At 75.9% G+C, this 21386-nt stretch carries 7 protein-coding genes; 5 read left to right on the forward strand and 2 right to left on the reverse strand.

Annotation, left to right across the window (positions count from 1 at the left end; translation table 11 throughout):
* The first annotated feature begins 281 nt into the window (after positions 1-281).
* A complete protein-coding gene (locus tag FRAEUI1C_RS04130) occupies positions 282-2573 on the forward strand; it encodes a hydantoinase/oxoprolinase family protein (RefSeq protein ID WP_013422022.1) in 2292 nt (763 codons plus the stop codon).
* A gap of 232 nt (positions 2574-2805) precedes the next feature.
* Here the strand turns inward: FRAEUI1C_RS04130 and FRAEUI1C_RS04135 are convergent, their stop codons facing one another.
* Positions 2806-3756 (reverse strand): thiamine-phosphate kinase, encoded by a 951-nt coding sequence (locus FRAEUI1C_RS04135; protein WP_013422023.1) that lies wholly within the window; start codon positions 3754-3756, stop codon positions 2806-2808.
* A gap of 815 nt (positions 3757-4571) precedes the next feature.
* On the opposite strand from FRAEUI1C_RS04135, the gene FRAEUI1C_RS04140 reads away from it, so the two are divergent.
* Positions 4572-6239, forward strand: coding sequence for an acetamidase/formamidase family protein (locus FRAEUI1C_RS04140; protein WP_013422024.1), 1668 nt, complete (start codon positions 4572-4574; stop codon positions 6237-6239).
* Positions 6240-6305: 66 nt separating this feature from the next.
* Here the strand turns inward: FRAEUI1C_RS04140 and FRAEUI1C_RS04145 are convergent, their stop codons facing one another.
* On the reverse strand, positions 6306-11450 hold the full coding sequence (locus tag FRAEUI1C_RS04145; RefSeq protein ID WP_013422025.1) for a PDDEXK-like endonuclease domain-containing protein: 5145 nt from the start codon (positions 11448-11450) through the stop codon (positions 6306-6308).
* Between the two features lie 313 nt (positions 11451-11763).
* Here FRAEUI1C_RS04145 and FRAEUI1C_RS04150 point away from each other — a divergent pair, with 313 nt between their 5' ends.
* The 3 genes from FRAEUI1C_RS04150 (at position 11764) to FRAEUI1C_RS04160 (ending at position 21373) form a co-directional block, all read left to right on the forward strand.
* On the forward strand, positions 11764-15342 hold the full coding sequence (locus tag FRAEUI1C_RS04150) for a UvrD-helicase domain-containing protein (RefSeq protein ID WP_049807106.1): 3579 nt from the start codon (positions 11764-11766) through the stop codon (positions 15340-15342).
* Between the two features lie 308 nt (positions 15343-15650).
* Entirely contained in the window at positions 15651-19754 is a 4104-nt protein-coding gene (locus tag FRAEUI1C_RS04155; protein ID WP_013422027.1) for an alpha-(1->3)-arabinofuranosyltransferase domain-containing protein, read from the forward strand.
* Positions 19751-21373 (forward strand): SMP-30/gluconolactonase/LRE family protein, encoded by a 1623-nt coding sequence (locus FRAEUI1C_RS04160; protein ID WP_013422028.1) that lies wholly within the window; start codon positions 19751-19753, stop codon positions 21371-21373. The genes FRAEUI1C_RS04155 and FRAEUI1C_RS04160 overlap by 4 nt, the downstream gene beginning before the upstream one ends.
* Positions 21374-21386: the final 13 nt, after the last annotated feature.

Genomic DNA, 21386 nt, shown 5'->3' on the forward strand with positions numbered 1-21386 from the left:
ATTCGGGGTCTTCGTGGTGGCCAGACGTGGTCGGGTGACTCCCTTGTGGCATCCCGCGCCGGGTGCCTCGGCGCGCGGCGGCCCGCGCGCCTCCTCGCCGCGCTTTGTCGTCGCCATCCGTGGCGACGCGGCTACTCGTGGCTGTCCGATGCTGTGCGGTGTGAGTTTCCCGGCATCGTCGCGGCGGCGGCAACCGCGGCCGCCGCCGTGTCGGGTTGACAGACCCGCTGGTGGCCCGCCGGACCGGCGGACGAACGCGGCGGTATGCGACGCTGCCCGCCATGGCGGCGGACGGGCGGGCGACGACGGACGGGCCGTGGCCCACGAACGGGCAGGCCCCGGGTGGCGGACCGAGCTGGGGCGCACAGTCGCGGGACGGGCGGGCCCCGGGCGGCTACCGGGTGGGCATCGACGTCGGGGGCACCTTCACCGACCTCGCGGCTGTCGGGCCGGACGGCCGGACGATGTACGCGAAGGTGCCCTCGGTCCCGGCGGATCCCTCGGTCGCGGTCCTCGCGGCGCTGTCCCTGGCGTTCGAGCGGCGCTCCGGGCTCACAGACCCCGCCGCGAGGCCGATGACGGAGGCGCCGCCGGCAGGCTGGATCGAGCGGTTCGCGCACGGCACCACCGTCGCCACCAACGCGCTGCTCGAACGGGCCGGCGCGCGGACCGCCCTTGTCACCACGCACGGCTTCCGGGACGTCCTCGAGATCGGCCGGCAGAACCGGCCGTCGCTCTACGACCTGACCAGGGACCGGCCGGCGAGCCTGGTCCCACGCGAGCTGCGGTTCACCGTCCGCGAGCGGTGCGGGCCCGACGGGGTGCTGGAGCCCCTCACCGCCGCCGAGATCGACCGGGTGGTCGAGCGGGTCGCGGGCGTCGAGGGGCTCGCGGCGGTGGCCGTCTGCCTGCTGTTCTCGTTCGCGTGGCCGGAGCACGAGCTGGCCGTCGCCGACGCCCTGCGGGCCCGGCTGCCGGCGGTGACGGTCGTCGCGTCGAGCGAGGTGCTGCCGGCCTTCCGCGAGTACGAACGGTTCGCGACCGCCGCAGCCGACGCGTACCTCACCCCGAAGCTGTCGTCCTACCTGACCCGGCTGCGCGGCCGGCTCGCGGAGGCGGGGATCGGCGAGCCACTGGTCATGCAGTCCTCGGGCGGGGTCGCCGCGCTCGCCGAGGCGGCCGCGCACGCCGCCACCTGCGTGCTGTCCGGGCCGGCCGGCGGCGTGGTCGGAGCGGCCTACGTGGCCGGGCTGTCCGGGGTCCGCGACCTGTTGACGTTCGACATGGGCGGCACGTCGACCGACGTCGCCCCGGTGCTCGACGGGCAGGCGCTGACCACCTCCGAGTCGGTGCTGGCCGGCGTCCCGATCATGCTCCCGACGGTGGACGTGCACAGTGTCAGCGCGGGCGGCGGGTCGATCGCCTGGGTCGACTCCGGCGGCGCCCTGCGGGTCGGGCCGGCGTCGGCGGGGGCTGACCCGGGACCCGCCTGCTACCAGCGCGGCGGGCACGAGGCGACGGTCACCGACGCGGATCTCGTGCTCGGCTACCTCGGCGACGGCGCGAGCCTCGGGGGCGAGGTCACTTTGTCGACGGCCGCCGCGACCGCGGCGCTGGAGCGTCTCGGCGCCCGGCTGGGCCTGTCCGCGCTGGCCGCGGCGGCCGGGGTGGTCGCCGTCGCCGACGCGGAGATGACCAGGGCACTGCGGGTCGTGTCCGTCGAGCGTGGACTGGACCCGCGCGCGCTCGCGCTCGTCGCCTTCGGGGGTGCCGGCGGAACCCATGCCTGCGCGCTGGCCGAGGCGCTGGGGATGACGACCGTGCTGGTGCCGCGGGCCGCCGGGGTGCTCTCGGCCCTGGGCCTCGCCCTCGGCGACGTGCGTCGTGACCACGCCGCTCCGCTGCGTGGCCGCCTCGGGGAGGTCGATCTGGCCGGCGCGTTCGACCGGCTCACCGCGGCGGCGCTCCAGGCCTCCGCGGGCGCTGACGAGGCCGACCAGACGGCGCGGACGCCTCGACGCGGCGGGAGTGCCGGGACCGGGGCGCCCCGTGAGCCCGACGACGAGCTGCGGCTGGATCGTTGGGTGGACTGCCGCTATGTCGGGCAGGCGCACGAGCTGACGGTCTCCGCCGGCCCGACACCCGCCAGGAGCGGGGGCGACGCCGAGCCGGCCGAGGCCGAGCCGGCCGAGGACGTGAACCGGGCGTTGGCGGCGGCCGTGCGGACGGCGTTCGAGGCGGAGCACTCGCGCAGGTACGGGCACCTGGCGCCCGAGCGCGACGTCGAGGTCGTCGCCGTGCGGCTGGTGGCGACCCTGCCCGGGGTGCGGCCCGCGCTGGCCGCCGAGCCAGCCGACCCTGCGGCGCTCCGGTCCCGGCGCGGGGTCTGGCTCGACGGCGCGTGGCACGAGGTCGACGTGGTCGCCCGGTCCGCCCTCGGCGCCGGCGCCGAGCTGCCCGGCCCGGCGGTCGTCGAGTTCGCCGAGGCGACCACGCTCGTCCGCCCCGGCTGGACGGCGCGGGTCGACCCGGTCGGCACGCTGGTCCTCATGCACGGCCGTGACGATGTGTGATCGGATTCGGCAGAGAAAGGACTTTCGCCCCGTCGGTTGTCGCCGGGAACAGTGCGCCTGCCTGCGCCGTTACGATGGGCAAGCCGGTCCGCATCATGGCCCCCGGACCTAATATCTGTCGCTACGAGCGACCTTGCCCCGTGAGGCGACCTGGCGGGCCGGTGTTAAACGATCGAGGATCGCGTCCCCTCCCCGAGGGGGCGCGATCCTCGTTTTCGGGGCCGTCGGGGGATCAGGGCTGGCGGTAGTGGTCCCAGCCCTGGGCGCCCGCGAAGGGCGCGCCGTCCACCAGGACACCGGAACCCTCGGTGACCTCGCCGACGAGATGGGCGCCGGGTGGCAGCGTGACGTCTGGCGGTAGGCAGGCGACGAAGGCGTTGTCGTCACCGCCGGTCAGGACCCACCGCATGGGGTCCGCGTCGAGCGCGGCCGCGGCGGTGCGCAGCGGTTCCGCGACCTCGAAGGCCGCGGCGCGCAGCTCCACCCGAACCCCCGAGGCGGACGCGAGGTGGCCGACGTCGGCCAGCAGCCCGTCGCTGACGTCGCACATCGCGGTCGCGCCGGCCGCGGCCAGCGCCAGCCCCGCCGCGTAGGGCGGCTGGGGGCGCCGGTGCGCGTCCAGCAGCTCCGCCGGCCCGTCCGCGCCCGAGTCGAGCAGTTCCAGGCCCGCCTGGGCCCAGCCGAGCCGGCCCGCCACGGCGACCTGGTCCCCGGGACGCGCCCCGGAGCGGCGCACGGCGGTCGCGCCGCGCAGATCGCCCAGCGCGGTGATCGCCAGCAGCACCCGGTCGGCCGAGCTCACGTCCCCGCCCGCGACGAACGCCCCGATCTCCGCGCACTCGTCGCGCAGCCCGTCGGCGAGCCGCAGTGCCCAGGAGACCGGCAGGTCACCGGGGGCGGCGAGGCCGACGAGCAGCCCGGTCGGCCGGGCGCCCATGGCCACCACGTCGCTGAGGTTCTGCGCCGCCGCCTTGCGGCCGACGTCGTAGCCGGACGAGTAGTCGCGGCGGAAGTGCCGGCCCTCCAGCAGCAGGTCGGTCGTGGCCACGACCCGGCCGTCCGGGGCGGCGAGCAGGGCCGCGTCGTCGCCGGGACCGATCAGCAGCCCGTCATGCGGCGGGAACCTGGCGGTGATCGCTCTGATCAGGCCGAACTCGCCAAGGTCGGCAAGGACCCCAGTCATCGGATGACAGTCATCGGGTGACGGCGGCGAAGCCGGGCGGGCGCACGCCGGAACTCTAACGTCGCGGGTCACCCGCGCGCCGCGTCCCGGCCGGCGCACGGGGAGCGGCGGGCGGCCCGCGGAATGGCCGGCCCGCGGTGCGAGGTCGGGCCGGGCACGGAATGGACGTGGGCGGTTTGGCCGGAATTGCCCGGTGGTCTCGGCGGGACCAGCCGTCCGCGGTGAATGGCGACCAGATGGCGCGGGGCTGGTCTCGCGGGGATTCAGCTGCGCCTTTCAAGAATTCCTGTGGGCGCCGCCCGGGCCGCTGGAGAAATCTCGCGGCGTGGTACCGGAATCGCGGGCCGAAATGTGCTCGTACGCGCTCGGCGTGATGCCCGGACGCGTGCTGACTGTTCCGTTTCGTGAGGGTCGTCGCGGTTCCGGGCTCCGTTGCCTGAGCCGACGGGACCGCCGACGGGCCGCGCACTCCGGCGCGCGGCGCCCGTGGCGGCGGCGACCGGCGCTTCTCGGCACAAGTGCTCATCCACAGTCAACTGTTCCGTTCTGGCGGCAGGTTCGACGTTCATCCGCCTGGACTTCCGGGAATGCCGGCGATAGCAACATCGCTGACATCTCACCGTCATATGGCGCTGGGACTCTGACGCCCGTGCCGCTCGACTTCCCCTGCCGCCCGTGTCACCCGGCGGCGTCGGTCGTGGACGCCTCGGGGCCCAGCCCGTGCCGCCGGAGCCGGCCAGCCCGCCCGTGGGTGGATCCGCGCGCCGCGCCGGTGGTAGGCCGGCGGCCCGGGCGCAGGCGACGGTAGGGCGCCCGTGGCACTGCAGCCAGGGAAGGGGAAGGTCGACGGCAAGCACTACCTGCCTTCGACCCCTGAGACGGTGCGGTGGGGGGAACTGCCCACCGCCCGCACCCGACCCGTCCTCACCGTCGACAGCGGGTCGACCGTCACCATCGACACGGTCAGCCAGGAGGGAATCCTGGAGGACCAGGGCCGTGACCCCGACGCGTTCTTCGGCCGGCACGGCGTCACGTCCTCCGAGGTGCTCGACGACGCGCGGGCCATCGCCGCGTCCGGCATCCCGCACCGCTTCGGGGTCGACGGCCCGCACGTCGTGACCGGTCCGGTGTACGTGCGCGGCGCCGAGCCGGGCGACGTGCTGCGGGTCGAGATCCTTTCGCTGCTGCCGCGGGCCCGGTACGGGATGATCTCCAATCGGCACGGGCAGGGCCTGCTCGCCGGCGAGTTCCCCGAGGGCCCGACGCCGGACCAGGACGCCGACGCGCGCCACTGGCAGGGGTTCCGCACCGTCGGCAGCTTCTGCGCGGTCGAGCGCCGCAGGGGCAAGCTGTTCGGCGTGCTCGACGCGGTGGCCGGCGGCGCCAGGGTCCGCTTCCCACTCAACCCGTTCATCGGGATCATGGCGGTCGCCGTCGATCTCGGCGGTGAGCCGGGCGGCGACGCCGGCGCCGACCAGGAGGCCGGCACCGCGACGGTCCCGTCCACGTCGGTGGGGCTGCACGGCGGTGCCCTGGACTGCCGCGACCTCGGTATGGGCGCCCGCCTCTACCTGCCCGTGCAGGCGCCGGGCGCCCTGTTCGCGGTCGGCGACCCGCACTACGCGGCCGGTGACGGCAAGATCGGGCTGACCGCGCTGGAGGGCCCGCTGCGGGCCACCGTCCGGCTCTCCGCGCTGCGGGAGCCGGCGGCCAGGGCGGCGCTCGGGTCGCTGCGGGAGCCGTTCGTCGAGACGGAGGCGTCCTGGCTCACGCTGGGCCTGGACGTCGACGCCACCGAGGCCATCCGGCGGGCGGCCCGCTCGGCGGTGCTGTTCCTGTCCAGCCGGCTGAGCCTGGACCGGGCCTCGGCGCTGGCCTACCTGTCCGCAGCGGCGGACTTCGGGATCAGCCAGCTCGTCAACGGCGTGCAGACCGCCTACTGCCGGATCCGGCGATCGGACTTCACCGAACCGCCGCCGCCCCGGCCGCGGCTGCCGCGGGCCGCGCTGGGCCGGCTGGTCGGCACCGGCGACGACGTCGCCGGTTATGACGGCGCTGGTTACGACCTTCTTGACGGTTCCGGCCCGGACGGCCTCGGGATCGAGGGTGACGCGGACGACGAGGTGCTCGACCGCGCGGCGCGCGCCCAGGACGACGGCGACGCCCCTCGGGAGGATGACCGGGTCGGCCTGCCGCGGGCGGCCGTCCGCCGGAAGAAGAGCAACGGTCCGGCCCCGCTCGCCGCCGGCGCCGACGAGCGGGGTGGCGGCGCGAGCGATCACCGAGGTGACGCCGGGCCGCGCGGCCAGGACGAGCCGGACGAGCCGGAGCGCCACACGGCCGGCCCGGACGGCGGGTCGGCCGCTCCCGCGCCACGCGTCGCCGACGAGGTTCCCGGCTCGCTGCCTCGGCAGGTCACCTCAGGGGCGTCCCGCCGGCCACTGCGCCGCAGCGAGACGCCGACCCCGCCGGCGACGGGCTGACTCGGGCCGGCTGACCGGGTCGACGTCGGCTGGGCCGCCCGGCTGGGCGGCTGCCGTGGTGGCGCGCTAGCCGAGGTCGTCGTCGAGCCCGTCCTGGTCGGACAGCGCCATGGGCCGCCAACCGGCCGTGGGCGCCGTGGCGACCGGGCCGGAGCCGACGGCCGGCGCGCCGTCCTCCCGCGATGGCGCGGAGCCGTCCACCGGAGTGATGCCCGCGGCGGCGAGGCGGGGCCACAGGCTGGCCAGGGCCGCGACCGGGTCCGACTCGAAGTCGGACTGGCGGACCCGCCAGAACGGCCAGCCGGCCCGGCGCAGCTGGCGCTCCCTGGCGAAGTCGTGCGCGACCTGGGCCGTGGTCTCGACCGCGTCCCCGTCGCACTCGACCGCCAGGCGGGCCCGGCCACCGGCGACCACCAGGTCGATCCGCCGGCCGTTCACCTCCACCTGCGGGGTCACCTGGTAGCCGGCGCTCGTGAGCTCGCGGAACACCCGCTGCTCGAACAGCGAGTCGAACCGAGGGTGCGGGATGTCCGGGGCGACCTCGTCGAGGCGCGGTGGCTCCTCGACCGCCCGCTCGTCGGCCTGGCTGTGCGCCAGCACGAAGGACAGGTAGCTGTGCCGCAGGTCGCCGGGGTCGAGGTCCTCGAGCCCGGCGGAGTGGAAGAGCCAGACCTGGTCGCGAGCGCGCGAGGCGGCGACGTTGAACCGCCGCTGGTACTCCTGGCGGGTCAGCGCGATGGCCGGCGCGCCCGGCGCGACGACCATCGACAGGAACACAACGTCCCGCTCGTCGCCCTGGAAATCCGGCGGGGTGCCGACCCGTAGCCTGCGGCGCAGCTGTTCGGCGGCCGGCAGCCGCGCCCCCAACAGCGCGCGGATCAGCTCGGCCTGGCCGGTGCCCTGCAGGACCACGACACCGAACGAGGCGCCGTCATAGCGCGGGTCGGCCGCGCACTCCAGCACCTGCGCGACCAGCGCCTCGGCCTCGGCCGGGTTGCGCAGCCCGGCGCCCTCGCCCGTCGTGTAGCCGTGCGGGACGTGCCGGGCCCGCAGCGGAGGCAGCCGGTCGGCGCCGAACTGGCGCAGCGGCACCAGCGGCGCGTCCCGGTAGAACATGGCCGACGACCACTCGATGATCTCCGGCATGCAGCGGAAGTGCTCGCGCAGCCGGATGACCTCGCCGAACCGGGTTCGCAGCAGGCTGAACAGGCTGGAGCGCGGGGTGAACGAGACCCGCAGCCAGGCGGGCAGGTCCGGCAGCAGCGCGTCCAGCCGGCGGAAGATCGGGTCCAGCTCGTCGGCGTCGTCGGACGCCCAGCCGGCCGGCGGGCCGGCGTGGTCGAGACCGCCACCGCCGGCCTCCGCGACGAGGGCCCCGCGGCCGAGGGTGACCGGCGGCGTGCACTGCCGGTCGTCGCCGACGATGATCACCCGGGGTGCGAGCCACAGCAGGAACAGGCTGTCCAGGCCGGCCTGGCTGCCCTCGTCGACGATCACGACGTCGAAGCTGTCGCGGACGGCGGGGATCGTGGACAGCACCGCGCCGATCGGCATGACCCACGCGGGAACGGCCGTCTGGGCGATCGCCATCGCCTCCCGGGCAGCCTGCCGGTAGCGCTCCGCGTGCCGCCCGGACCGGCCACCGGCCCCGACGGCGTCGGCGTAGGCACGCAGCGCGGCCGACTCGCGGGTACCCATGCGTTCCAGGCAGTGCTGCCAGGCCTTGGCCCCGGCGAGCTGGGCCGTCGCCGCGGCCACCGCGTCCTCGGCGGCGTCGAGCTGGGCGTCGAGGTCGGGCAGGTCACGGGCCCTGCCCGTCCCGGCCGCGTCCGCGTCGGCGAGCCAGCCGGCGGCCAGGCCCCACGACCAGGCCGCCTCGAAACGGGCGAGCCGGCGCGGCCACGTGGCGTCGCCCGCGGGCGGCGGGGAGTCGGGCTGGGCCGCCGCGGCGACCAGCAGCTCGGCGAGGGCCGGGTGCGCGGCCGTCAGTCGACCGAGCAGGTCCACCCGTCGGGCGGTGGCCCGGCGGGCCGCGGCCGCGTCCAGCAGCCGGCGGCGCGCGACGCGGTAGCCGGCCAGGTCCCGGGCCGCGAGGGTGGCCGCGACCTGGCGCAGCTCGGCCGGGAAGGCCGGCCGCCCGGCGGCGGCCAGCACCTCGGAGCGCAGCCGGTCGATCTCCCCCTGAGCCTGCGTGGCGGCGAGTCGCAGCCGGGCCAGGGCGACGGCGTCGACCAGGTCGTGCAGCGTGTCGGTCGAGCTCAGGTCGACAAGCCCGGCGCCGACGGAAGGCGCGGCGGGATCGGCCTGGCTCGGGCGCGCGGCCTTCTCGGCCTCCAGCGACGCGAGCAGGGTGCGGATCTGGTCGCGAGCCGTGACGACCGTGACGATCGCGCCGAGCGCGTCGTGGGCCTCGGTGAGCCGAGCGAGCCGGGCCTCGGGCGCGGCGGCGTCCCCGGCCGGCCCGTCGAGCGGGGCCCGGGGCTCGAAGCCGACCATGACGCCGGCGAGCGCCCAGGCCCTGGCCACGGCGTCGATAGCGACCTCGGCCCGCAGCCTGGCGAGCACCAGGTCAAGCAGCTCAGCGGTGGTCGGCGCGAGCCCGTCGACCGTCGTCCCGTCGAGCAGGTCGGCGGCGTCCTTCTGCGCCCGGGACCGGAACATCCGGCGCAGGTTGCCGCCGTCGTCCAGATGCCCGCGCAGGGCCTCGCCGACGGCGAGCAGCCGCGCGGCGGGCGTGGCGGTGGGGTCGGCGGGCACCACTCCGGCGGCCGCGGCGGCGGTCACGTCGGCGGGCAGGCTGACGGCGCGCAGCCCGAGCGTCGCGAGCGCCTCGGTCGCCTCGTCGAGCGCGGAGGCGGCCGACGTGACCTTCGCCCAGACGGCGGCGTCGCGGCCGATGAGGGCGTCGTCCAGCGCTCGTGGCAGCCAGGGCGCGTGCCGCGCGGTGCGGCGCGCCCCCTCCAGCGCGCGGGTGACGGTGCCCACCGCGGCCGTGAGCCGGTCCAGGCCGGTCGCGTCAAGGACGCCCAGCGCGGCGGCGGCCGCGCGGACGGCCGATCCCGTCGCGGAGCGGGTGGCCGCTCCCGCCTCCGCCGCCGTGTCCCGCTCGCGTTCCAGCAGCCGTTCGAGGGCCTCGACGCTGGGCAGGGACACCGGGCCGAGGTCGGGATCGCCGGGCTCGACGCTGGTCAGGCCGTCGTCGGGCCAAGCGTCGCCGGGCCAAGCGTCGCCGGGCCAAGCGTCGTCGGGCCGGTCGTCGCCGCCGTACTGGTCGGCGTCGTCCGGACCGCCGGCGCTCAGGGGCCGCCGGCTCGCGGCGCCGGGCCCGTTGGCGGCCCGCAGCAGCGCCCACAGCTCGGTGGCCTCGGCCGCGCTCAACGGGGGCGCGGGTGGGGCGCCGGTCGGGGACTGGGCGGTGCCCGCGCCCCGGTCGCCCGCCATGGCCTCGTCAGGGCCGTCGTCCTTGAGCAGCGGTGCGTCCGTCAGGGGAACCGGGCGCGGCAGCCAGCCGTGCTCGGCCCGCTCCCGCTGGACCCTGGCGGCGATCGCGCCGCGGGTGCCGGACCAGCCGGGGGCGACCTCGCTCGCCGGATGGCCGATCGCCTCGGCGGCTCGCTGGAGCTGGATGGCCGCGGCCAGCTCGTCCCGGCGGGCCACGGCGGCGTCCCTGCGCTTGCGGGCGGCGTCGATGCGGCGGGCCTGGCCGCCGGGGTCGTAGGCCGCCTTCTCGGCGGCCAGGGCGCTGACGCTGACCGTGAGCTCGTCGGTGCCTAGCCCCTCGGTGTCGGTGATCGACACGCACAGGCGCCGCAGCGACTCGGGCAGCTTGTCGCGCAGCACCCGCAGCGCCTGTGCCTTCTGGCTGGTCACCAGGACGCGCTGGCCCTCGGCGAGCAGGGCCGAGACCAGGTTGGCGATCGTGTGGGTCTTGCCGGTGCCCGGCGGCCCCTCGACGACCACGCCGCTGTCGTGGCGCAGCCGGGCCACCACATGCGCCTGCTCGGGGTTCGCCGGCAGCGGGAACAGCGGATCGTCGGACAGCTGGCTGGGGCTCGCGGCGCCCTCGGCGGCCAGCCACGCCAGCCGCTCGTCGGCCTCCAGCGTCTCCACCAGCTGGACGAGGCCCAGCGGCGGGCGGCCGTCCCCGCGCAGCGCGTCGAGCATCTGCTCGTAGTAGGTGAGCAGCGCGGCCTGGCCGCGGGCGCGCAGCACGATCGCCGGGGCGAGGTCGATCCGCGGCCGGTCGGTCGGCGGCCCGGACGGCTGCCAGGACGAGTGGTAGCCGTCGTGGCCGACGTCGAGCGCGACCGTCAGCCAGTCCCGCAGCAGCCGTTCGTCGTCCCCGCCCAACGGGGCCGCCGGCCGGGCCCGCAGCCGCTCGTGCAGCGCGTTGGTGCGCTCCTCGTGGAAGACGGCGAGGCCGTCGAGCAGCGGGCCGTCCTCCAGCCGGGTCGCGACCCCGTCCGGGACGCGCAGCCGGATCGCCGAGCTCACCGGGTCGATCTCGACGGCCAGCCGGGTGGTCAGCAGGTGGCGCCGCAGCGTCCGGCCGTCCGGGGCGCGCCAGGACAGCAGGCCGGTGGCGAGCACCAGCTCCAGCCCGTCGCCCTCCTGGGCGAGCCGGCCGGCGACGCTGTGCAGCGTGCCGTGCAGGGTGCGCCTGTCGGCGTCGGCCCGGGCTCGGCCGGCCCAGATCTGCCAGGTCGGCAGCCAGTCCTGGTAGGCCTCCGGCACCTCCGGGCGGTCGACCAGGCGGACCGGCTCGGCGAACCCGTCGGTGACCGGCTGGCCGCCGGGGCGCAGCGGGATGCCGTCCGGCCAGACCCCGTCCGGCCAGCCGCCCGGGTCCCCGCCGGACCAGCGCAGCTGGTCGGGGGCTCGCGCGCTCGTCTCGCGCAGCGGCGGCGAGTCGGACGGGAGGTCACCCGGCTCGGGCAGCACCACCCAGCCGGCGAGCGCGTCCGGCAGCGGCGGCGGCGAGGGCAGCACGGCCGCGGCCGGCGCCTCCAGCACGACCTCGCCGGCCGTCGCGTGCTCGAACAGCGACAGGCCGCCGGGCAGCTCGGCGAGCCACAGGGCCAGCGGGTTGTCCTCGACCCGCGTCACCTGGTCAGCCTGGGACTGCGCCACCTCGTGCAGGAACCGCACCATCCGGTGACACCGGTTGGTAAGCATCGCGAAGCGTTCCCGCTCAGCCGCCGCCGTCTCCATCCACCCCTCCCGCCTGGATCCCCGAATCATCCTCTACGTCGCCGTCGTCCTCGCCGGCCACCGGGTCGGGCGGCCGTCCGGCGTGCCACCGGTGGGACGGCTTGGGTCGGTCTTGGCCGGCGCGGGCGGGCCGGCCGGCTGGCGTCGTCCTCGGGTGGCCCGGGCCGGGGGCGGGACCGTCGGCTGATCGAGGTCACGGGAGAATGGGGCCGCCCGGGTGGCGATGGCGCCGCGCGTGGGCGGGTGACCCCGGTCGGGCGGCGTGGTGGGAGGCGTGGCGGGCGTGGCGGATGACGGCGGCGAGCTGGACGGGATGCCCGCCGAGAGCGGCCCGGCGGGCGCTTCGTCGGCGCCGTTCTACGTCGACCTGCACGTGCACTCGAAGTACTCGCGGGCGTGCAGCCGCGACTGCGACCTGGAGCATCTGGCCTGGTGGGCGGCCCGCAAGGGGATCCGGGTCGTCGGAACAGGGGACTTCACCCACCCGGCGTGGGCCCAGGAGCTCGAGGACAAGCTGGTGGCGGCCGAGCCTGGGCTGTTCCGGCTGAGGCCCGACCTGGAGCAGGACGTGCTGCGGCGGCTGCCCGCGTCCTGCCGGACCGCGACCCGGTTCCTGCTGTCCACCGAGATCTCGACGATCTACAAGAAGGGCGACAGGACCCGGAAGGTCCACCATCTGCTCTACGCCCCGGACCGGGAGGCGGCCGGCCGGATCACCGCGGCCCTCGCCCGGATCGGCAACCTCGCCGCCGACGGCCGACCGATCCTCGGGCTCGACTCCCGGCACCTGCTCGAGATCACCCTCCAGTCCGACCCGGGCAGCTACCTCGTCCCCGCGCACGTCTGGACCCCGTGGTTCGCGGTCCTCGGCTCGAAGTCCGGGTTCGACGCCGTCGACGACTGCTACGACGACCTCGCGCACGAGGTCTTCGCCCTGGAGACCGGGCTGTCCGCCGACCCGGAGATGTTCTGGCGGATCTCCGGGCTCGACCGGTACCGGCTCGTGTCCAACTCGGACGCGCACTCGCCGCCCATGCTCGGCCGCGAGGCCACCGCGCTGTCCTGCGACCTGGACTATTTCGCGATCAAGGATGCGCTCCGGACCGGGGCCGGCTACACGGGGACCGTCGAGTTCTTCCCGGAGGAGGGGAAGTACCACCACGACGGCCACCGGGCCTGCGGCGTGCGCTTCACGCCCGAGGAGACCAAGGCGTCCGGCGGTGCCTGCCCGGCCTGTGGCAAGCCGCTGACCGTCGGCGTGCTGCACCGCGTCGACGCGCTCGCCGACCGGGAGACGCTCCACGTGCCGGCGACGGCCGGGCAGGTGCGCTCGTTCGTCGCGCTGCCGGAGATCGTCGGCGAGATCCTCGGGGTCGGGCCGAAGAGCAAGGCGGTGGCGACGCAGGTCGGCTCGCTCGTCGAACGGCTCGGCCCGGAGCTGGGCATCCTCGGCGACGTCGAGCTCGCCGCGATCGGTGAGGCAGGCTCGGCGGAGCTGGTCGAGGCGGTTGGCCGGCTGCGCCGTGGCGAGGTGCTGCGGGAGGCCGGCTTCGACGGCGAGTACGGCGTGATCCGGATGTTCGCCCCCGGCGAGCTCGGCGGCGAGGCGGCGACCCTGTTCGACCTGGCGCCGACCGTTCCGGCCGCGAAGCCCAGGCGAGCGGCCGTGCCAAGCCCGCGCCAGCCACCGAGTCCGGCCTCGGCTGAACGGGCCTCGTCTGAGCCGGCCTCGTCTGAGCCGGCCCTGGTCGAGCCAGCGGTGGCGGAGCCCGTCACGGTGAACCCCGCCGTGGCGGAGCCTGCCGGCGAGCCGGGGACGCTGGAGACGGCCGGGCTGGCCTCCGCCGGCGGGTCGGCGTCCGTCCTGGACGGCCTGGACGCCGACCAGCGCGCGGCGGCGGCCGTCACCGCTGGTCCGCTGGTGATCCTGGCCGGGCCCGGCACGGGCAAGACGCGGACGCTGGTACACGCGATCGCGCACCGGGTGCGGGAACGGGGCGTCCCGGCCGGGGAGTGCCTCGCCGTCACGTTCACCCGGCGGGCGGCCGACGAGCTGGTGGAACGCCTCGACCAGCTGCTCGCCGCGCCGCGGGCCGGTGGCGGGGACGGCCGGCCGGACCAGCGCGTCACGGCCACGACGTTCCACGGCCTTGGCCTGCTGGTCATCCGCGAGCAGCACATCCGGCTCGCCCGGGGCCCGCACGTCCAGGTCGCCGACGACGCGGTCCGGGCCGAGCTGCTGGCCGAGGCGCTCGGGGACGCCGCCGGCACGGTCGCCGCCCGGGCCGCGGCCGCGCGGCGGATCGGCGAGCTCAAGCGACGCCGTTCGCTGGGGGACCAGGTACGCGGCGACGAGCTGGCCGGCGTCCTCGCCCGCTACGACGCCGCGCTGCGCGAGCGCGACCTGGTGGACCTCGACGACCTGTTGGCGCTGCCGCTCGCCCTGCTGACCGCCGAGCCGGAGCTGGCCGAGGGCTACCGGCGCCGGTTCCGGCACGTCTGGGTCGACGAGTACCAGGACGTCGACGAGACCCAGTACCGGCTGCTGCGGGCACTGTGCCCGCCGGACGGGAACCTGACCGTGATCGGCGACCCGGACCAGGCGATCTACTCCTTCCGGGGCGCCGACGTCGGCTTCTTCCTGCGCTTCGAGCAGGACTTCCCGGCCGCCCGGAGTGCCGCGCTGACCCGCAACTACCGCTCGACCGGGACGATCGTCGCCGCGGCCCGGCGCGCTATCGCGCCGGCCAGCTTCGTCCCCGGCCGCGAGCTGGTCGCGGTCCACCCGGACGGCCCGGACGCGCCGCGGTCGCCGGCCGGGCAGCCGGCCCCGGCCGGGCCGGGCGGGGCGCCGGTGCTGGTACGGGCCTGCGCTAGCGAGGCGGAGGAGGCGCTCGCCGTCGTCGACACGATCGAGGCGGCCCTCGGTGGAACCTCCTTCCACGCGCTCGACAGCTTCGCACCCGCCCAGCTGGAGGCGGGCCGGCTCGCCGCCGGCGGCCACCTGTCGTTCGCCGACATCGCCGTGCTGTACCGGACCGCCCGGCAGGCCGAACCGGTCATGGCTGCGCTGGCCAGGCGCGGCTTCCCCTTCCAGCGGCGTTCGCACGGGCCGCTCGCCGACGCGCCTGGCGTCGCCGCGCTGCTCGCCGAGCTGCGGGCCGAGCGCCGGGACGGCGCGGCCCGCTCGGTGTCCGCCGCGCTGCGCGACGCGGCGGCCCGGGCCGCCGAGCGGGCCACCGCCCGCGGCACGGTGCTCGCCACGGTCCTGGGCGCGGGCCAGCCCGAGCGGCCTGGGCCGCCGCACGAGCAGACTGATCCGCCGGGCGCCTCGTCCGAGGCGGAGATCCGGCTGGGCGTCGAGCTGCTGGCGCCGGCCGCGGCCTCGGCGGGGGACGACCTGGCCGGGTTCCTCACGGCGGTCTCGCTGGCCACCGAGGCCGACACCCTCGACCCACGTGCCGACCGGATCTCGCTGCTCACCCTGCACGCCGCCAAGGGCCTGGAGTTCGGCCTGGTCCTCATCGTCGGCTGCGAGGACGGCCTGCTCCCGATGACCTGGGGCCGGCCGTCGCGCCTGGGCGACAGGGCCGAGCCCGGCCAGGCCGCGACGGCTGGACCGGACACGGCCGTCGACGGTCGGGCCGGCGCGGCGACCGATCCGGCCCGCGGCCCACTGGCCGAGGAACGGCGGCTGTTCTTCGTCGGAATCACCCGGGCCCGCGGCCGGCTCATCCTGAGCCATGTGACCGTCGGCGCCGGCGGCACCGTCAGGCGGGCCCCGTCGCCGTTCCTGGCCGACCTCGACCCGCGTCTGCTCGACCGCGTGACGGGCCGTCCCGGCCAGCTCCCGCGGCAACGGCCGGCCGGCAAACAACTCCGGCTGCTCTGACCTCGGCGAACGGGCCGGCGCAGGAAACTCACGTTACGGGTGGGTTGGCTCAACCCGTCCCCCACGAGGGCCGGGGCCGGCCTCCCCGACCGGGCCCGCGCGAGTCGCGCGAGGTATGAAGGTTGGCGACACCAGGGCGCATCCCCCCAAAGAGCCCGCGAACCGCCCGGAAGGGCGAACGAGATCTACGGAGTGCTGCGATCCTGAACCGACCGACCGGACCGTCGAGCGCCGCACCGTCGCGGGCCGGGCAGGACGCCCGCCCCGCCGGCGACGTCATGGTCGAACGGGTCCCAAGAGACGTACCGATGACTGAGCCCGCGATCGCGCCGGCCGACGGCGTCGAGGGCGAACCGCCGGCCGACCGGACGCCGCGGTGGCCGCTCGGGGCCATCGCTGCCGGCCTGGTCACGCTGTTCATGCTCCAGGCGCCCGGTCGCCTGGTCGCCGATACCAAGATGAACGTGCCGCTCGACCCGCTGCGGTTCATGGAGTGGGCGACCCACCTGTGGAACTCGTCGGCCGACTTCGGTTTCCTGCCGAACCAGTACATCGGCTACCTGTTCCCGATGGGCCCGTTCTTCCTGCTCGGGAAGGTCCTGGGCGTTCCCGCCTGGATCACCCAGCGGCTGTGGATGGCGCTGATCCTCACGGTCGCGGCCTGGGGCCTGGTCCGGCTCGCCGACGCGTTGCGGATCGGGCGGCCGTGGACCAGGGTCCTCGCGGGTGTCGCGTACGCCCTCTCGCCCGTGTTCATCGGGAAGGTCGGCGCCTCGTCGGTCGCGCTGACCGGTGCGGCGATGCTGCCCTGGATCACGCTGCCGCTCGTGCTCGCGCTGCGCCCGGACGGCGCCGGCGGCATCGACACCGGCACCGCGGCCGGAACCGGTCCGGACGCCGAGGCCGCCGTGGCGCGCCGGCTGTCACCGCGCCGGGCCGCGGCGCTGTCGGGCCTGGCGATCGTCTGCACCGGCGGGGTCAACGCCAGCGTCACGCTGTGCGTCCTGGTCTGCCCCGCGGTCCTGCTGGTGTTCGCCGGCGGGTCGCGACGCGCCTGGGCGCTGCGCGGGTGGTGGGTGCTCGCCGTCTTCCTGGCGACCGCGTGGTGGCTGCTCGCCCTGATGACGCAGAGCCGTTACGGGCTGAACTTCCTGCCGTACACCGAGACCGCCGCGACCACGACGTCGCCGACGTCGGTCGCGGAGGCGCTGCGCGGCACCACGGACTGGCTGGCCTACCTGCGGGTGCCGGCGCCGTGGCTGCCGGCCGCCTCGGTGGACGTGACGAACCCGGTCGCCGTGGTCGGCTCCGCCGTGGCCACCGCCATCGGGCTGTGGGGGCTCGCGCGCCGGGACCTGCCCGCGCGGCGCTTCCTCGTCGTCAGCCTCGCCGCCGGCATCGTCGCCGTGTCGGCCGCCTACCCGGGCCAGCCGGGCAGCCCACTGGCCGACGGCGTCCGCCACCTGCTCTCCGGGCAACTGGCCTTCCTGCGCAACGTCTACAAGTTCGAGGCGGTCTCCCACGTTCCGCTGGCGCTGGGGATCGCGCACGCCCTGCACGTCGTGTGCGCGCCGCGCGGGCGGGCGAGGGCCGACGCCGTGCGCGAGGTCCCAGCCTGGCGCCGCCGCCTCGCCGCGGCCGGCGGCCGGCTGCGCCCGGCCGGGCTCGACGCCGCGCTGCCGCGGCTGCGCCCGCGTTCGGCCATCGCCGGGGTGCTGGTGCTCGCGGCCGTGGGGACAGGCGTCATGCCGGCCTTCGACGGCCAGATGTTCCAGGCCGGCACGTTCAAGGAGGTGCCCGGCTACTGGCACCAGGCGGCGGACTGGCTCGCGAGCAACCCGTCCGGCGGTACCACGCTGGTCCTGCCCGCCAAGCCGTTTGGGGAGTACGACTGGGGGCGCCCACTCGACGAGCCGATGGCCTTCCTGGCCAGCACCCCCTGGGCGGCCCGTTCGCTGATCCCGCTGGGGAACGCCGGGATGACCCGGTGGCTGGACGGCATCGAGCAGGAACTGGCCCTCGGGTCGGCCTCGGGGCTCGCCGACGCGCTCGCCCGCGAGGGCGTCGGCCAGGTCCTGATCCGCAACGACATCTCCGACGAGGACTGGGACAACCCGCCGTCGACGAGTGAGATCTACCGTGCGCTTGCCAACTCGGGCCTGCGCCGTGCCGCGACGTTCGGGCCGATGAAGACGGCCAGGCCGAGCGCCCGGGACCGACTGATCGCGGGGAAGGCGAAGCCCACCCAGAAGGTCCCCGCACTGGACGTCTGGGTTGTGCCGAACGGCGCCACCCAGGTCACCGCCTACCCGGCCGCCACCGCCATGGTCGTGTCCGGCGGTTCCGAGGCCACGGTGCAGATGGCCGCGCACGGGGTGCTCGGCACCGACCGCGCCGTGGTGCTCGCCAACGATCTCTCGGGCCTGCCCGGCGCCCCGGATGACACCACCGCGCCGTCGGGAGGCCTGGTCCCGCCCGTGCCGGCCAGCGACATCATCGGGCCCACAACGGCGTTGGTCACCACGGACACCTACACCCGCCGTGAGACCGACTACGGCGTGATCCACAACGCGAGCTCCTACCTGCTCGGCCCGGACGAGAACGCCGCGGGCGAGACCGGGCCGCCGCACCAGTGGCTGGACGAGCCGGCCGACGGTCACCAGACCGTCGCCGCCTACGAGAACGGGGTCCAGGTCCGGGCCTCCTCCTACGGGTCGAAGCTGGTCGCCAGACCAGACGTCTCACCCGCGCAGGCCGTCGACGGGCTGCCCTTCACCTCCTGGTCCGTCGTCGCCGACCCGTCGAAGGGCTCCGTCGGCGGCTGGATCGAGGTGGACGTCCCCAAGGCGACCTCGGTGCCGTACATCGACGTGCAGCTGCTGGAGGAGGGGTCCTGGCGTCCGGCGGTCCAGGCCCTGCGGGTGACGACGAGCACGGGTTCGGTCGTCACCCCCGTGCGCCCGGACGAGACGACCCAGCGCCTGGCCGTCCCCGCCGGGGCGAGCACGTCGTTCCGGGTCACGTTCGAGAAGGTCACCCAGAAGCCGGGCTCGACCTACGGCGCCGGCATCCGCGAGCTCAGCCTCCCCGGCGTGCAGATCCAGCGCTACGTCCAGACCCCGTCGGACGCCGCCGGCCTGTTCACCGCCGGCGTCGGGCAGGTCGCGTACGCGTTCGACCGCGAGGCGGTGGACGTCACCGAGCCGTTCGGCGGCTCGGAGGAGCTCAGCCTGCACCGCCGGTTCGACGTGCCGCGGCCGATGAGCTTCGCCGTCCTGGGCACCATGACGGGCGTTCCGTCCCTGACGGTCCAGTCGGCCGTCCCCGCTCCGGCGTTCCAGCTGCCGTGCGGGAAGGGCCCGGCGATGATCGTCGACGGGACCCGCTACGAGCTGCGGGTCGAGGGCCAGCAGTCCGACATCGCCGCCGCGAAACCGCTGGGGATCGGGGTCTGCACCCCGGACGGGACGATCCCGCTGTCGGCGGGCCAGCACGACCTTCAGCTCGACGAGGCGGGCACCGGCCTGCTGATGTCGTCGTTGACCCTCGTCGGCGCGGGTGGCCAGATCAGCGCGGACACGGCGCGCACCACGAAGGTCACCAGCTGGGGGTCCGAGCGCCGGACGGTCCAGATCGGGTCCGGCACGAGGGCGCTGCTGGCGGTCCACGAGAACGCCAACGCGTCGTGGACCGCGACGCTCAACGGGCAGAAGCTGACCCCGCTGCGGCTGGACGGCTGGCAGCAGGGGTGGATCGTGCCGGCCGGGTCCGGCGGCACCATCGTGATCGAGAACCTGCCCGGCTACTCCTACCGGACCAGGCTGCTCGTCGGTGGACTCCTGGCACTGCTCCTGCTCGCGCTGGTGCTCATACCCGCCCGCTGGCGGCTGCGGCGCTCGGTGGATCCCGACGGCTACCCGCGCTTCCTGAACCCGTGGGCGATGCCCGTGGTCGGGCGCCTGGCGCGGGTGCCCGGCTGGATCGCCGGTGGCCTGCTCGGGACGCTCGCCGTGTTCCTCGTCGCCGGCCCGGTCGCGCTCGCCGTCCCGGTCCTGGTGCTGGTCGGGCGGCGTTACCCGTGGGTGCTGGGAACGACCGGCCTGCTGTTCATGATCGCCTCGGGAGTGGGCGTCGCGGTGCGGTCGGACGCCGTTCCCACCTCGCACGCGGGCGCGTTCGGCCCGTTCGTCCAGACCTGCGGCGCGATCGCCCTGGCGGCCGTCGTGGCCGCTCTGGCGCTGCGCGGCGGTGCCCCACCCGGCGAGCCGGCGAACCCGGCTCCGCCGAGCGAGCCGGCGGATCCGATCCCGACGCAGGTGGCCGCGTCGCCGGAGGGCCCGCCGCCGGCCGCTCCCGTGGTCACCGACACGGCGGACGCGAGTGACACGCAGTGGATTCGGCGGCGAACGTGATCCAGACGACGTCGCGGCGCCGGGGCCTGACCCGCCGGCAGCTCATCGGCGCCGCCGGCCTCACGGTCGCGTCGGTCGGCGCGGTGGCGGCCTGCCACGAGCCGGGCAGCCCACCCGAGCCGCCGCCGAGCGGGGGGCCGCCGCTGACGACCGTGTTCGGCGCGCCGGGCTCGCTCGACGGGCTCAAGGGCTATCCGTCGACCGACCTCGTCGAGGTGCCCGAGCTCCGTTTCGGGGCCGGCCAGGCGGCCTTCATGTCGACCGTCGCGAGTGACGGCTCGGTCATCGTCGGCACCACCCCGTTCAGCGACGACCAGGCGCGCCCCACCAGCAACGACATGGAGATCGGGGTCTTCGCCCCGCCCACGCGGACGTTCACCCGGCTGGTCGTCCCGACGACCACGGGCCAGACCAGGACGGTGAGCACCGACCGGAACCTGCGGGGGATCGGCGGCGCCGACGTCAGCGACGTGCTCGCCGTCACCGACCCCGGGGGCGGCCAGCGGGTGCTCTTCGTCTCCGCGCTGCCGTTCCACGGCTGGGACTCCCGGACCTCGGGCCAGTACCCGTCGGTCGGCCAGCTCGTGCCGGGCCAGGACGGGTGGCGCTACGAACGGACGCTGTCCTGGACCGCCGACGAGCTCGCCGGCCGCGCCGAGCCGTGGACCGCGTCCCAGGCCTACCCCCAGGTCCCCCCGGCACCGCGGACGCCCCGGGGGCCCGTCTCGATCGCCCGACTTCCCCGCTCCGGGCACGTCGTGGTCGCCCAGTACTTCGGTGACCCCCGCGACGGCACCGACTCCGGCGCGCTGGCCGTGCTGGACCTGGACGGCCGGCTGAAGGCCTGGTGGCAGTACCCGCCGACGAAGCCGCTGGGCGTCCCGGTGGTGGTGAACCCCCGCGAGGTAGCGGCCGACCCGTCCAGCGAGCTGGACGACGAGCGGTTCGTGCTGATCAGCGACTGCCGGGACGGCGACCACAAGACCCAGCCGTTCCCGATCCAGGAGTTCTCGTACTCGGCGACGGCCGGCCAGATCGTGCCGCGCAGCGGGGCCGTGCGCGCGGCGCAGGACGGCTCCCGGATGGAGACCGCCTGCTTCGACGCGGCCGGGAACCTGTACGTGGCGCGGACGAAGGCCGACGGGCTGAGCGCGGCCACGATGGCCGTGTATCCCAAGCTGGGCAGCGAGCGCGGCCTGGTGCGCCGGGCGCCCGCCGTCGGCGACTGGACCCAGACCTTCGGCGTCGAGTGCGCCCCGGACTACCTGGTGTCCGGGACGGACCGCGGCGGCCTGGTACGCAGCCTGACCATCGACCCGGCGACGGGCGTCGTCCTCGCCGTCGCGGTCGGCGGGCTGCTGCAGGCGGTACGCCCGGCCGGCTCGGGCGCCCAGATGACGTTCACGGTGGCGGCCTCGGTCGACCTCGGCCTCGGCAAGCTGCGCGAGTCGTCGAAGCGGTACGTCGGGGTGCGCCGCGGCGCGGTCGACTCCGACCGCCGGCTGCTCTGGCTGCCGATCAACCAGCTGGTCCTCGACGGCATGAAGTGGCCCTACAAGCCGTTCGCGCTCGACCAGTGGCTGGCCCAGGTGGACCTGCGCACCCTGCTCGGTTCCTGAGCCCCGAGCAGGG

It is taken from the genome of Pseudofrankia inefficax, assembly GCF_000166135.1.
Classification (GTDB): Bacteria; Actinomycetota; Actinomycetes; order Frankiales; family Frankiaceae; genus Pseudofrankia; species Pseudofrankia inefficax.